Raw genomic sequence first — 15,094 nt, forward strand, 5'->3', positions numbered from 1 at the left:
AGCCGACCTTCAATGCGCGAGGCTCGAAGGCCTCTATCCGCATACGGCGCTCCATTCGTCAATATTGAATTGGAATAATCCCTCGGCAATTAGTAGAGTCTAGAGATGATCCCCGGCGGCATATCAGATAAGCTCGGCAACAATTATGAGGCCGACTGGACCGTTCTTGAAGCTCTGTATGTCTTGCGGGGAGCGGCTGACGCTATCCGGCTAGAACCCTTTGACGAGGGCGCAGACGGCTTCGAATTCTGGATCAACGCCAACGGTCTGCGTGAATGGCACCAATGCAAGAGCCGGCGCAGCACCGGCACTTGGACAATGGCGACGCTGGCGCGGGAAGGGGTCTTGGCTGCTTTTGCCGAAAAGTTGACAGCGCCAGATGCGCGCTGCGTCTTCATCTCATCAGATGTAGTCGCGCCCTTCAAGACTCTCACGGGCAAGGCCAAGCTGACTGAAGACCATAGAGCCTTTGGGTCAAGCCTAAGCGACGACGAACTAAAGGGCCTTACAACGCTAAGAGAGGTTTGGCGCATAGCGCCTGAAGTCGAGCATGACTGGCTGCGCCGCTGCCGCGTTGAAATCATCTCGGATGAGTCGCTGCGGCGTCAGATCGAGGCGCTCTGCTCAATAACTCTTCGCGATGAGCCGGGGAGCGCGATTGGCATCCTTAAGGCCCATCTTGAGGCACACCTTACCCATACGCTCACAACCGACAAGCTCAGGCAGGCCGCTACCCACGAACTCGGACTTCACCTACGCGCAGAGCTCGATCCCAGCATCGATGCGGTCATGGCTGATGCTACCGACAGCTACCTCAGCACCCTTCGAAATACGATTGGCGGCATCAGGATCACGACCCCCGCTGAGGGCGATGCGCTGGCCGCCATTCAATCCAGAGACACGAAGAACATCGTGGTTGCCGGCACCGCTGGCAGCGGTAAGAGCTCCGTCATTGCCGCAATTGTCGATGTTGCGCGGAGCGCCGGCCTTCAAGTGGTGGCGTTTCGGATAGATAGGCTCCTCGCGTGCAAGACCGTCGAGGAAATGGGCGCCGTGGTGCTGGGCCGCGACGACAACCCGGTAGCCGTGCTTGGCAATCGGAGCGGCGGGAAGCCCTGCGTTGTCATAATCGACCAGGTGGACGCCGTGAGCGAAGCGTCTGGTCGTTCGGCACTTGCCAGAGATTTGTTCTTCAAGCTGGTGCGAACCGCAAATCTCTTCCCGGACATGAAGGTTGTCATCGCTTGTCGCACATTCGACCTCGCGAACGACTACAATCTCAAGCAATTGTCCGAGGCAGAGCAAACCAAAACACTTAAACTAGTTGCGCTTGACTGGACGACAATCGTTGCGCCGACGCTTGAAAAGCTAGGCATTGAGGCTGCCGGCTTCACAGAGTCCGCGAAGAGAATCCTGGCCCTGCCTCTCAATCTCCATCTGTTCATAGAGGTAGCGCTTTCGGGCGAGCCCATACCGCCCGACCTATCAACGGGACGATTGTTCGATGCACTCCTAAAGACGAGGGCGCGGGAGATTTTGGAGGACGGGTTCACCTGGACACCCATCGAGCCGCTTGGCGCAATATCTGACTACATGAGCCTTAATCAGGAGCTCGTTGCGCCCGAAGCTGTGCTGGCAACATTCCCAGGTGCCACCACGGCCCTCGAATCCGCCGGCCTCATTTCGTGTCAGAACGGGAGAGTGCAGTTCGCGCACGAGTCGTTTTTCGACTACGTCTTTGCCGCCCGCTTTCTCGCGCAAGGCACAAAGGTCGTCGATCTTCTTCGCTCGGATGAGCAGCGCCTCTTCAGGCGGACGCAGGTGCGCCAGATCTTCGCCAAGCTGCGCGATCAAGGCGTCAATCGCCGCTATTTGCAGGAACTCACGAACGTCATGGGCGCGCCCGAAGTGCGCTATCTCGTCAAGGACGCGCTGGGTAGTTGGTTGGCGGCGGTCGAAACGCCAACGAAGGAAGAACTCAAGCTCGCGCTCAGCTGGATGCCGCCAGCCCACCCACTGAGCGCCATCAGTCGCACAATCATCCACGGACGATCCTGGTTCGGTGTGCTGGTCGATGGCGGAACGATCACGTCATGGCTCTCAGGCACCGAAGAAGATCAGAACCTCGCCATGTGGCTATTGCGACAGAACGCGACCGCCAGCCCTGATCGGATTGAGACCATCCTGCGTCACCGATGGGAGAGCAATCCCGAACGCACAATCGAGCTGCTGAAGTGGTTTGGAGAGCTCTATGTCGATGGCGATGTGGGAGTGCTTGAAAAGTTCTACGCGGAGCTCGTCGCTGCCGCGCCACAGGAAGTGTTCGACGCCGGCAATCTCCCGCAGATCATGGGCCTGAGTTCATGGACACATGGCGATCCAGCGCGCGGCGCGCGCGTATTAGGAATGTGGCTTCACCGCTGGTTTGAGCTGTTTCCCGGGGGACACCCCTTTGAGCGTATTCAGCGCAACAGCGACGACGGGCATTGGGTCAAAGAAGCTGCCGACAAGGCGCCTAAGGCATTTGCCGACGCTATCCTGCCGAGCTTTGCTGAGGCGATCCGCCGCGAACACATTGCCCTTGAGAAGGGCGTTATTCGCTATAGCGAGCTTACAAGCCTAGAACCGGATGACGACGAAGACACCCTGCCGCCGCGGAACTACACGGCGCTTGTCCGCAATGCCCTGAAAGCGGTTGCTGCAGAAGACCCAGGTCACGCTAGGCGGCTGCTTGAACTTCTCCCCCCAGAAGCAAAACTGTCGCTGCATCTGAAACTGGAAACCATCTCAGCAAGCCAGGAACTTGCGGCCTCGCTGCCACCCTTGCTCGCCAGCCCTTTTCTCCTTGAGGCGGGCTATCACTGGGCGCTGTGGTCTTCGTTTTCCGATGCTGCGCATACAGCGATGTCAGGCCTTTCGGAACGTGACCGTATCGCCGTCGAAAGGCTTGCTCTCTCTCACCGACCGGAACTCGATTACGTCCTCACGCGCCTTCGCCGGGAACCGGGTGATGGCCCGCCGACGGCCGGCGACCGCCTGACGACACTGCACTATCTCGCGCAGTCCGGCTGTGAGGAGCGCGCGATACTGACGACGATTGGGCGCGAGTTCCTGAGCGATGCAGCATCGCGGCGGCTGGACGAGCTTGATCGTAAGTTCCGGGGCGAGCCCCTGCCGAAACGCTACAGTGGCGGTGGGGGCTTCGTTCGCTCGCCAATCGATTCCGAGGCGGCGGCCCGCATGACTGACGACCAATGGCTCAAGGCCATGGCGCGGTACAAGAATGACGACAATCACATCTACCATCGCAGGCATGTGATTGGCGGATGTAGAGAACTGGCTTCCGTGTTGCGGGCCGAGACGACGAAGAACCCAGGGCGGTTCGTCAATCTTCTCGCGCGTCTCCCTCGAACGGCAAGCGCGGCTTACCCGGAAGCGATTCTGGGCGGGCTCCACAACTCGGGAACCCCGTCGGAATTGGTCGAGCCGGCAATTGAAATCGGCCTGACATGGCCTCGCCCCGAATTCGACCGAACCATCTGTTGGGCGGTGCAAGAGTGCCCGCAAGTCGGGGCGAACCTCAAGATACTGGCGTTCCTGCTTGATGTTGCGGCCAGTGGCACTGCGTCAGACACCGCTGTGCGGACGACGAGCCCAAAAGGTCGGGACGAGCGCACCCAGACCATCCGCGAGTTGCTTGGCGGTAAGATGGACATCGAAAGCAGTGGGATCAACGGTGACCGAGGGGCGGCCTATGAAGCCCTCGGAGCAGTCTTGTGGGAGCATGAAGCCACGCTCCCGGCGATACGCCAGCTACTCGATCAGCAGATCGAACTCGAACCCCTGGCATCGGTACGCACCTGTATGGTGCGGGTCATCAATGCGATCTCGAAGTACGATCCTGAAGGCGGCATCGCGCTCTTTCTGCGCTTGGCGGCCCGAGACCTGGGTATAGTCCATGCGCGGAATAGCTCACATTTCCTCCGTTGGGCGATCTACAACTATCCAGAAGTGCTCATGCCCCTGCTTGACTGCATGATTGCGAGCGAGGTCGAGCCAGTACGCACGCAAGGGCTCTTCTACCTCAGCGGCGTCGCGCTCAGCGATTCGGGAGCTGAGGCGCAGCTTCTGGCATTCGCGGAAACAGATCTCCTTGCTCGGCGTGTGCTTGCTTTCAGGGGCTCGGGCAACATCGAGGCAGAAGGCTTCGGTGATCGTGCGGAAAAATGGGTCACGCCGCTACTCTCCGACACCGAGAAGGCCGTTCGGGATGAGGCGTCACACTGCCATTGGGAAAAGCTCCTGGACGGTTCGGAAGATCACACGGCGTTTGGCGAGACTTACATCGCGTCGCTCACGTTCGCCGACCATGCCGACAGGCTGATGATGGCCTTGAGCGAGAAGACGGACGTCTATCCAGAACTTACGATGCAGGCCGTCAGGCGGGTTATTTCACTGCTCGACGAATGGCAGAAAGACAGGCAGCGCGGCTACTTCAGCGTCTTGCACCGGCTCGGCAAGACGCTCGTCAATCTCTATCGCGCTATGGAGAACGACCCCGTCAAGGAAGCGGAGATCCTTGATCTCTTCGATGACTATCTCGCGCGTGATCTCCAGGATCTGCGGCAGGAGATCTCAGCCTACGAGCGCCACTAATGCGTGGATCAACTGCAATTGGGCAGCCGGACAGTGGGGCGGCGAACGCCTCTCCACCTGAACGCGATGGTCGAAAGGTGACAACGCGAAGTTCGGTGTTGAGTCAGAAGCCGACCGTCGACTCGCGCGTTTTGAACTTCCGCTCCTGACTCTTAGCTGACCTCGGGAAGGTCAGGTTGCGGGCAAGCACCAGGCGGAGGAACCTACGTTCGCGTGCCACGCCGACACACCGCGCAGGCCAATACCCGCTCACGAAGTGGACCAAAGTCTCCACCTGGCTGGTAGGGACGAAGATTCCTACAGCCCTGCCCGTCGGCGAGACCGGGGTGCAAACGGAGTGTGTGCTTCGCGGGGACCCGGCTGCAGCATGTCGAAGCTGGGCGGAAGCGCGACCTTAGAGCGCCAGGGGCGGAGCCCCAAGTTCTGATGGCAAAGAGCGACGAGACTCTGCCAGCATCGCAACGCGATCAGGTACGAAAGAGGTCTTTCACCGAGACGAACGGAAATCCCGTCTCATCAAACCTTCTGGCCTTCCTTCGGATCACGTCCGGCAGCGGATAGCCGCGCAGGAACGCTTCCTCCAAATCCGGACCGTCGAGACAGATGACGCGCTCCGACGCGAACCGAAAGGCTTCGAGGCCGTCAGGCGAATAGCCTGCCTGGCTGACGAAGAGACCACGGGTGAATGCGGACTTCGACTGAACCTTCACATGAAAATTATTCAGTGCTGCGGCAGCTGTGAGGGCCGCCTCCCATTTGGCTTCAACCAAGTAGGTGTTGCCGTCGATTGAGAAGCTCCCGTCAATTTGCTCCCCCTTTAACCTAAATGCCTTACGTGCCAACAACCCCCAGGCGACAAACAGGTCGTTGAGAAACGCCTCCAACATGTAACCGCGGCGTTGGGGTACGGCTTCTAGAGCGATCTGCTCATATTCATCGCGAAGCTGAGCAATGCGCGCCAGAAAGGCCGCACCACCGTTTGGTGGGGGAGTCACAGGCCCCACTGGGCCTTGGAGGTTTTGCAGGAGCTTGTCCAAGCGCGCTTGTACGTTCGGGACGTTCTCGGGCCCACCGCGATGAAGCCGCTTGTTCTCGCGATACTCCCACAGCGACTGCACCACCTGAAGCGCGACGGGATTATCTTCCTTTTGCAACAAACAAGTGAGACGGTTCAGTGCGAGGGGGCCGTCCTCTTCGTACTTCGACTGAATCAGATCGCAGCCTGCCTCTCCGGCGAGGAACTTAGCGAGTGACGGTACTGAGAAGTCGAGAATCGCGCCTCTCTCCACCGTGCTCTCGAAGAGTTGCTCGACAAGAAGCAGATCCAGCGGGCGTATCGCACTCATACGCCCGTCTCGGGGTAGTCACGCTTCCGGAGCTCCAATCCCTCTTCGCTTCTTTGTCGTTCTGCCGCGATCTGGTTGTCGAGCTCACGAAGGTGTCGGCGAACATAAGCAGCAACTCGTTCGCGTGGATCATTGCCCCAAGAAGCTAGCGTTTCTCGTTTAGCTTCATAGGCCTCAACAAGACCAAACTCGCCACGGACAACACCCGTAGCGTCCAAGATGATGCCAACCAGCCCCAGCCGCTTGTCACCTGGCTCCAGCAGATCGACGATGTCGAGAGACAGTGGAATGAGGAAATCTTCGCCACTGTAGCCTCGCAGAATGCTCAGGACGAAGGCAATGTCCTGGTCGCGACCAGAACTTGCAACCGCTCTGAGGTGGTCCTCAACCGGACCAATTTCGGGGAATACACGAGACACGAGCCGGCCGCCGCGATACTCAAAGAGTTTGTCGTTCTCATCGAACCATTGCCGCGCAGCGTCGACGATCTCGCGAGGATGCGCTCGCAAGACTTCGTCCACACGGTGGAGATCAAACGGGATTTCCTCGTAGCCCGGAGGCGCGTGATCGCTCGAATCAAGGCGGACTCGATCACCAAAATACGCGATGATTTTCTCTGGATATCGCTGCGCGACCGCATGCAAAAGCTCTTCAGCTCGATAGTCGACCCGAGGGAAGCCAATCAGACTTGTCAGTACCTGATCAATCTCCGCTTCCGTGAACGCGCCTACTAATTCGTCCTGCGTTCGCCACAGGTACCAAGTGTTCCAAATCCAGCTATAGTTCTGCCGATCACTGAGAAACTTGATGCCAGGAACGAAGACCTCGGCGATGGATACCCTATCGGCTTCAGATCTTCCGACGGCGGCAACTGCCGTAGCGGCGGCGTCTACGTCCTCAAGGGCGGTCGCTCTGGCAAAGACGCTTGAAAGCATCTCTGAATCGAGCGGTTGGGTGCGCCCACAGTAGAAGGCGATATTGGCGAGGTGGCGCCCTTCGGCGATCCATCCCCTCAAGATGGCTTTAGCGTCTTCAACAATAGCCGTACCTTCCAAGCCGGCCATGATCGGTGCGACGAACCTGATGATCCGGTCATCTCCGTCTTCCAAGAGGCGGAGCCCGAAGTCCGGTTGTCGGCGCGCTACTAGCTCGAGGAATCGACCGAAGCTTGGAAATGTCGCGAGGTCGTTAGACTCGGTCTGAGCACAGCGCCTGACCATACCCAGCCAGTAGTCGTAACGATCCGGCGTTACGTCTTCGACCAACCGCCCGATCAGCACATCGCGTTGCTTTTGCTCCGCCTCGATGTCCATGGGATCGGAGTCCCAACTTGACTCGAATACAGATTGAAACCCGACCAGGGTTTTGTGGATGACAAACTCCTGGTCGCTTTTCGCAGCTGTTCGAAATTCTTCGATTGCCCGGAGCAGCTCGACTTCGGCAGCTTGTAGTTCTTGATCGTCCGGCCAACGCCGAGAAACACCTACCCGGTGCCGATACAGCCACAGCACGTCGTGTTCGACGGATTGCCTAAGCTCATAGGAAAGGGTCTCAATGTTCGCCGTCAAAAATGCGATGACACGCGCTGCATCGCGCACCGTCAGAATTACGAGCGGGGCCTCGTATCCCGACGTGTTCGGAAGTGCGTCCGATCTCCTGAGCGTTTCGATTATTTCCTTTCGTTCGGCCTCGTTCGACGAGGCCAAGAAAAGCTCCTCAAGCAGCTCGATCGAGTCTGCCCGCAACGCAGTCAACGCTGGGCTCGGCACTACAGCGCCCCGGTGCAGAGTGATCGTATTGTAGCCCTCGGTCGTTCCTTCGATCTCGGTGCTGAGTACTTCGCCCAACACTGGGATGATGATTGGCTTCAAGGCCGAACGTGCCTCAGAGGAGAGACCCTTGATGCGTGATACCAAGGCCCCCTGCACCGCGGGACCTACTTGCTTCCAAGCAAACATCTGATGGCTAGCAAGACGCTTCGCCGAGGAGATCAGCGCTTTGACCTCTTCAGTTCCAACCGCGCCCGGCCAGAGCTCAGCTAGCGCGTCGAACGTCTCCTCAATCGCGTTCTCGCCCAGAAAGCGGACATGGTTCAGGAGCGAGATGGCTCGTGTGATCGTGTCGTCCGGCAGCTTTCCGGGAAATTCGACGCCTGAGATGCGATATGGCGTCGCTTCTAATTGCCGAACCTTCTTGATGACCTCGACCATGCAAGCGCGAACTTCCGCACCTACGGACGCGTGGTCATCGTAAAAGGGCAAAACATAGTTCTTGAACTCGTCCAGCAAGTCGCTGATCTCGTTCGTGCTACCGCTTGCTCTCAGAAGAGCTAGAGGGTCGCGATCAAAGAGGACGCGGCCTCGTTGATAGGTCCGAACGTCGTTCACGACCTTCTGGAAGTCGAAGCCTGCAGGACGCAGGTACTTGTTCATCAGGTCGTTCATGCGCCGCTCGACGTCGGCCATGATCGTAGCTCCGAACCCAGGAGCAGGCGGCTTGTAGAGGGTGTCGTGCGCCATTTCCGACCAGGCGTGGTTCAACGTCGTCTGGACCTGAACTTCACACCACTTGTCTTTTAGGTGGGCATATTCAGGCAGCGCTGCCCGTTCATCCTTCAACTTCACTACGTAGTTGCGGGCCACAAATAGCTCGTCCGATCCCTCGCCCTGTGGGTAGTGAAACTTCGTTCGGTCCCAGTCGACGTCGAAGTTCTCGAAAATCCCCCGCGATTGGAGAAATGTCTCCACGTCGGCGTTTGTGTAAAAGATCACTCTGCAGCCAGCGAGGTCCTTCACTTGGTCCTCTACCGGCGCGTCGGATGGCGCATTCCGCAGCTGCAATTTTTTGCGCAGTGAAGCGGGGTCCTTCGCCCGAAACTGAATTTGCTGCATGCGAATGTCGGGCATGCCGGCAACGATCATTTTGATGATATTGGCAATCGTCGCTGCGAGCTGTTCGTATGCCTGACGTCCGCCGCGTTCATACTCGTCCAGGGTCATCGATCTTTTCCGCTCAGGCCTCGCCAGCCACCAGGGTCAGGAGCATCAACCTTAGCTTTTACTATCAGGGTATAGGGAAGCGGGCACGTAGCCGGCTTTAGCAATCAACAAGCTCGGTCCGGCTGCAGTGCTTGAGCGAACGTCCGCTACCGACCCAAAGCGGACGTGCCGCCGCTAGCTGTCTAAAGGTCGGCTTTCCGACCGCTACTGAATGTCCGCTCCTGGCGCGGAGCGGATGGAGCGTTGATGGCGATGGTGGACGTCGACCCGGCAGTAGTGCAATTCAACCAGCGCAGCCTGTGGGCATGGGTCTACCGGACGCTGACTTGGAGCCAAAATGTCCTGGCCTCGCAGCAGATACTCCGGCCCCGGAGGCGGCCTTTATAGCGGTCCGGGGGGCGGTCTTTACACCGGTCCCGGTGGCGGAGCCTACTCCGGGCCAGGCGGCGGCCTTTACTCAGGCCCTGGTGGCGGTCTCTACACGGGGCCAGGCGGAGGATTGTACAGTGGTCCCGGCGGGGGGCTCTATACGGGCCCCGGCGGCGGCGCTTACACGGGACCAGGCGGAGGAATGTATTCCGGGCCCGGTGGCTTCCTGTACAAAGGTCCAGGTGGGGGTGCATACACCGGACCCAATGACCCTTGGGAGCGAAATTGGCCACCATTGCCCTGGGTAATCGACGCACTCGAGCGGCGACATTTAGATCGATACGCAGACCTGCTGCGAAAGCACGTGGGAGCAGCTGAGCAGGCCTTGTTCGACCAGCGCGCGCGTCGGTGACTAAGCCCCCAACAGCCTTTCACAGAGAGCCGCCGGGGCCGTCCAGCCAAGGGCGACTACTGGTTCGCTCGCGCATGAGCCTCAACGTGAAGGCCTCTGAGGTGATCAGAAGCGCGCCGTTTGCACTCGGTCAGAATCCACAAGATTGGTCTGCGCGGACAATCGAGGCAAACTTTGCTGTTCCCATCAACATCATAGGGATCATCGACTCCTACGGGTTCGCTCAGGACGTTCCGGATGTGCGTGGACAACTCCGCATCTTTCGGTGGGAAGGCGAGGACAGAGCGGAACATCCTCACTTCAACGAGCAAGTACTGACGATCAATCTCCAACTCAGCGAAGGAGCATTCGCTTGGCTGTGGGGGGAGATGCAGGCTCGTTCCGGCACGCTTGCGATCTCACTCGATTTTCCGGCGCTCGTTCCTGACGACCCGAGTGCGTTCACGCACCTGAAGGCGACCTCGTTCGTCGATGTAGTCCAAACCGAGGAGGACGCGGACTCATTGGTGGGTATCGCCCTTACAGTCGAGGATCTCTGGGGTAGCTAGGGGGTTCCGATAGTCGCGTCGAAGGTCCGTTCTCGACGCTGATCTGGATGTCTCCTTATGGCGCAAATCGCGCGAAGTGCTTCATCGGGATTTCGAGAAGATCGAGCCCCGAACTCGCACTAACGCGAATCATCGCGGCCTTTAGCTAGCGAGAAGCTTGCTCTTCTGCACTTGAAACTCAATGTCGGTGAGAACGCCGCGTTCGTGAAGTCGAGCTAACTTTTCGAGCTGATCTACGACCGACGTCTGAGCAACCGCACTCTGCGCCGGTGCATTTAGCACCGCTTGGACTGCGTCCCGGATACGCTCGAAATCGCTCTCCTGCTTTTTGACAAACATCACTGAGTTCTCGTCCTGGGTGGCGTCAAAGACCCCGCCCTTGGCTTCACCTCCGCCCATCAGAGAGAATTGGATGTATCCACTTGTGATCATGCCGACCTTCTTGAACTGGATCGACGTAATCGCGGTAGCTTTGATCACCTTGTCGCCCTTCAGTCCTTGGGTCAGGAACCCAAGAACACCCTTGCGACTGATCGTGACGTTGTTGCCGTCAAAACTGACCTGGCCATTGTGGCCCTTCGCGTGAATCATGGTGCCCCCTAGGATGCAGGGCAGCTTCGCTCGCGCCGGCCTCAAGTGCAACTTGTGGTCAGCTTCAAGGTGTCGGGTCCGCTCACAGTTCTGATTGAACGACACCTTGTCATAACTTTGCCAGCGTCTGCTCCTGGCGCACTGGCGACCTTCTGCCCGTCCTGCCTGAGAAATTCCAGACAGCTTCCCAATTGCTCGTTATGCAATCCCGTGCGACATTGTTCCCATTTCGTTCTTAGCGAGATGTGGCCATGCCTGTATCCCCGAACGTCGACGCATCTCCCCCCAGTCCCGAACAAATCATCATCCACAGGCTCTACGAGCAGGGGTGGACGGACAGAGAGATCGCCTCCATTCAATTCAGAAATCTCGACACCAGCCTGCCGTTTCAGATCTGGCCTTTCACCTACGCTAGGGACTTCAGGCAGGAGTACTCCAGTCTCGCTCGAGCCCACGCATTTCTGAATGTCGTGAACGCCGAGCTGGAAATCAGCCGGGACAATCTTGAAGCCGGCTGCAGGCTCGTCGCCGAGGTAATCGAAGAGCCATTCCGTGCCTTGGGCCACAGGACCCATGTTGGCCAGGCTGAACGTGCCGCCAAGCCCCGCGGCAAACTCGCCGACGGCTCACGCATGAGCGAAGTGATCAGCCGCCTTGCCAATAACCCCGAACATCAGGACCTGACCGCCAAGGAGCTTTGGCCGCACTTCCAGTCCGCCTTGGAGGAGCTGGGCCTTGAGCCCAAGGAGCTCAACGCCAAAGACCCCAAGCGGGCTTGCGTCCAATACATTCCCAATGGGGACCGCATGGACACCGCCCAGATGACCCTCCGAACGTTTGGCAACCGGGTCAGCAAGGCCAGAAAGCCGCAGACCCGGTCACAACAGCCTGGCTAGCGTGACTCCACGTTGCAGCCTCCGAGCGCCGGCGCCCGCCGGTCTTCGGAGGTACCGCCTTGTCTTCAAAACCCAACACCCTGGCCGTCGAGTGGGCGGCCATCGCCTCGATCCAGCCTGATCCCCGCAACGCCCGCCAGCATTCCAAAGCGCAGATCAAGCAGATCGCCCGCAGCATCGAGAGCTTCGGCTACAACGTTCCGATCCTGATCAACGCTGACGGTCTGGTGGTCGCCGGCCACGGTCGCCTGGCGGCCTGCCAGCTCCTTGGCCATGACGAGGTCCCGGTCATCCGGCTGGGCCACCTGACCGCTGCGCAGGCCAGAGCGTTCGCGATCGCGGACAACCGGCTGACCGACACCTCGTCGTGGAACGACCGGCTGCTCGGTGAAGTGCTGAAGGAGCTCTCCGAACAGGACCTGGACTTCAGCATCGAAGCGACCGGGTTCTCGATGGGCGAGATCGACCTGCGGATCGAGGGACTGGATGACCAGGGGCAGGGGCCCGACCCGGCGGACAACCTGACCCCGGCCTCGTCGGGGCCAGCGGTGGCGGCGCCGGGCGACCTGTGGCGCCTGGGGGAACACCGCATCCTCTGCGCCAGCGCCCTGGAGCCGGCCTCGCTGGTTGAACTGATGGGAGGCCAGAAGGCGGCGATGGTGTTCACCGACCCGCCCTACAATGTGAAAATCGATGGCCACGTCTCGGGCAAAGGCAAGGTCCGCCACCGTGAGTTCGCCATGGCGGTTGGCGAGATGTCGGCGGCCCAGTTCACGGTGTTCCTGTCCCGTAGCCTGGCCGGAGCCACCGAGCACAGCTGCGATGGCGCGCTGCACTACGTCTGCATGGACTGGCGGCACGCCGGCGAGCTTCTGGCTGCCGCCGAGCCGATCTATGCCGATCTGAAGAACGTCTGCGTCTGGGTGAAGGACAACGGCGGCATGGGCTCGCTCTATCGTAGCCGCCATGAACTGGTGTTCGTGTTCAGGGCCGGCGAGGGGCCATCCCGCAACAACGTCGAGCTGGGCCGTCACGGCCGCAACAGGACCAACGTCTGGGAATACCCAGGCGCCAACACCTTCAACCGCAGTGGCAGCGAAGGCCCGCTTGCCGCCCTCCATCCAACCGTCAAACCCGTCGCCCTGGTGGCCGACGCGATCCTCGATGCGTCGGCGCGGCGCGACATCGTGCTGGACCTGTTCCTGGGCAGCGGCTCGACCCTGCTGGCGGCCGCGCGGGTGGGGCGGGTCTGCTACGGCCTGGAGATCGATCCTCTCTACGTCGACCTGGCCATCCGGCGCTGGCAGTTGATCACCGGCGAGGACGCCATCCACGAGGCCAGCGGTGAGACGTTCACCGCCCGCACGCCGGAGGCGGCCGATGTCGCGTAAGGGGGACTACGAGGTCGGCTACGGCAAGCCGCCGGTGGCGACGCGATTCCAGAGGGGGCGCTCCGGCAATCCGCAGGGACGGGCGAAGGGCTCAAGGAACCTCGCCCAGCTGATCGAGCGAGAGCTCGACCAGCCTCTGACTATCACCGAGAACGGCCGCCGCCGGTCGATCACCAAGCGCGAGGCGGTGGCAAAACAGTTGGTCAACAAGGCCGTCGCCGGTGACCCCAAGGCCATGCCGTTCCTGGCCCAGGGCAGGCACGGCGAGGCCGAGCCGGACGGCGGACAGGTCACGGCGCCGGTGTTGGCCGATGAGGATCAGAAGGTCCTGCTGACAGCGCTGCAGCGCCTTCGCAGCACGCCTTCCGGGGAGGATCAGGGATGACCCTCGACCCCTCCCTGTTCGGTCAGCTTCTGCGGCAGGACCTGACCAGCTTCATCGAGCGCGCCTTCTACGAACTGAATCCGCAGACGCCCTACCTGCACAGCGGCCATGTGTCGGTGATGGCCAGCAAGCTGGAGGCGGTGCGGCGCGGCGAGATCAAGCGGCTGATCATCAACCTCCCGCCCCGCCACCTTAAATCACACTGCGCCTCGATCGCCCTGCCGGCCTGGTGGCTGGGCCTCGATCCCAGCCTGCAGATCATCTGCGCCAGCTACGGCCAGGATCTCTCCGACAAGCTGGCGCGGGACTGCCGCACGCTCATGCAGTCCGCCTGGTATCAGCAGGTGTTCGCCGCACGGCTGGCTGACCGACAGGCCGTCCATGACTTCACCACCACGGCCAAGGGTGGGCGGATGTCGACCTCGGTGGGTGGGGTGCTCACCGGCCGCGGCGCCGACGTGATCATCATCGACGACCCCCTCAAACCCGACGAGGCCCTGTCGGAGCCCAGGCGCACGGCGGTCAACGACTGGTTCGACAACACCCTGCTGAGCCGCCTCAACAACAAGGAGACCGGCTCGATCATCCTGATCATGCAGCGCCTGCATCAGGACGATCTGGTCGGCCACGTGCTGGAGCAGGGGCCGTGGGAGGTGCTGCGGTTCCCGGCTATCGCCGAGGAAGACGAACGCCACGAGATCGGCGGCCTACTGGAGGAAGCGCCGTTCGTCCGTCGGCGCGGGGAACCGTTGCATTGCGCCCGGGAGAGCCTCTCCACCCTGGCGACGATCCGCAACTCGATCTCCGACTACAACTTCCAAAGCCAGTATCAGCAGAGCCCGACCCCGGTGGAAGGCATGCTCGTGAAGGCGGACTGGATCCGCTACTACGAGCCCTCGGATCTGCCGCCGAAGTTCACCCGCATCGTCCAGAGCTGGGATACGGCCAACAAGGCCAACGAGCTGGCGGACTTCAGCGTCTGCACCACCTGGGGACTGTTTGAGCGGCGGTTCTATCTGCTCGATGTGATCCGCGAGCGTCTGAACTTCCCCGAGCTGGAGCGGCGGGTTCGGTCGCATGCGCGGGCCTGGCCGGGATGTTCGATCCTGATTGAGGACAAGGCCTCGGGCACCCAGCTGATCCAGACCCTGCAGGAGGAGCGCCTCTGGGGCGTCACGGCCTACAAGCCGCCGCCGGGCATGGACAAGATCATGCGCCTGCACGCGCAGACGCCCCTGTTCGAGAACGGGCTGGTCTATCTGCCGACCCAGGCGCCTTGGCTGTCGGACTATCTGACCGAGCTCCTCAGCTTCCCGGGGTCGCGCAAGGACGACCAGGTCGACTCCACGACCCAGGCCCTCGACCACATGCGGGTCCCGGACATGCTGGAGATCTGGGCGAAGCTTGCCCGTTAGGACCGCTCTTGGCTCGATGTTCCGGGGGCGTACCGGCTTCGTTCCGGAACATGCTCAGGCTGGGCATAGCGTGGGGTGGGACGTCT

General features: G+C 60.4%; 9 protein-coding genes. 6 read left to right on the forward strand and 3 right to left on the reverse strand.

Going from position 1 to position 15,094, the window contains the following annotated elements; all coding sequences use genetic code 11:
- Window positions 1-105: 105 nt before the first annotated feature.
- The gene (locus AC1RN0_RS01340; protein ID WP_492785625.1) at window positions 106-4,656 is read left to right on the forward strand and encodes an NACHT domain-containing protein; all 4,551 of its coding nucleotides are present in this window, start codon (window positions 106-108) and stop codon (window positions 4,654-4,656) included.
- Between the two features lie 467 nt (window positions 4,657-5,123).
- Here the strand turns inward: AC1RN0_RS01340 and AC1RN0_RS01345 are convergent, their stop codons facing one another.
- Window positions 5,124-6,002 (reverse strand): restriction endonuclease, encoded by an 879-nt coding sequence (locus AC1RN0_RS01345; protein ID WP_492785626.1) that lies wholly within the window; start codon window positions 6,000-6,002, stop codon window positions 5,124-5,126.
- Window positions 5,999-9,001 carry a RelA/SpoT-related domain-containing protein gene (locus AC1RN0_RS01350; RefSeq protein WP_492785627.1) on the reverse strand — a complete coding sequence of 1,001 codons (3,003 nt, stop codon included), beginning with the start codon at window positions 8,999-9,001 and terminating at the stop codon, window positions 5,999-6,001. Before AC1RN0_RS01350 ends, AC1RN0_RS01345 begins: the two co-directional genes overlap by 4 nt.
- A gap of 855 nt (window positions 9,002-9,856) precedes the next feature.
- Here AC1RN0_RS01350 and AC1RN0_RS01355 point away from each other — a divergent pair.
- Window positions 9,857-10,330 (forward strand): hypothetical protein, encoded by a 474-nt coding sequence (locus AC1RN0_RS01355; RefSeq protein WP_492785628.1) that lies wholly within the window; start codon window positions 9,857-9,859, stop codon window positions 10,328-10,330.
- A gap of 141 nt (window positions 10,331-10,471) precedes the next feature.
- Here the strand turns inward: AC1RN0_RS01355 and AC1RN0_RS01360 are convergent, their stop codons facing one another.
- Window positions 10,472-10,921 (reverse strand): DUF4429 domain-containing protein, encoded by a 450-nt coding sequence (locus AC1RN0_RS01360; RefSeq protein WP_492785629.1) that lies wholly within the window; start codon window positions 10,919-10,921, stop codon window positions 10,472-10,474.
- Window positions 10,922-11,172: 251 nt separating this feature from the next.
- On the opposite strand from AC1RN0_RS01360, the gene AC1RN0_RS01365 reads away from it, so the two are divergent.
- From AC1RN0_RS01365 to terL, 4 genes are read left to right on the forward strand one after another with little or no spacing between them, the layout of a single operon-like run.
- Entirely contained in the window at window positions 11,173-11,817 is a 645-nt protein-coding gene (locus AC1RN0_RS01365) for a hypothetical protein (RefSeq protein WP_492785630.1), read from the forward strand.
- 59 nt (window positions 11,818-11,876) lie between these two features.
- On the forward strand, window positions 11,877-13,208 hold the full coding sequence (locus tag AC1RN0_RS01370) for a site-specific DNA-methyltransferase (RefSeq protein ID WP_492785631.1): 1,332 nt from the start codon (window positions 11,877-11,879) through the stop codon (window positions 13,206-13,208).
- Window positions 13,198-13,593 (forward strand): DUF5681 domain-containing protein, encoded by a 396-nt coding sequence (locus AC1RN0_RS01375; RefSeq protein ID WP_492785632.1) that lies wholly within the window; start codon window positions 13,198-13,200, stop codon window positions 13,591-13,593. The genes AC1RN0_RS01370 and AC1RN0_RS01375 overlap by 11 nt, the downstream gene beginning before the upstream one ends.
- Window positions 13,590-15,008 carry a phage terminase large subunit gene (gene terL / locus AC1RN0_RS01380; protein WP_492785633.1) on the forward strand — a complete coding sequence of 473 codons (1,419 nt, stop codon included), beginning with the start codon at window positions 13,590-13,592 and terminating at the stop codon, window positions 15,006-15,008. Before AC1RN0_RS01375 ends, terL begins: the two co-directional genes overlap by 4 nt.
- Window positions 15,009-15,094 lie beyond the last annotated feature (86 nt).

This window comes from Caulobacter sp. GW821-FHT12F03, from assembly GCF_058806855.1.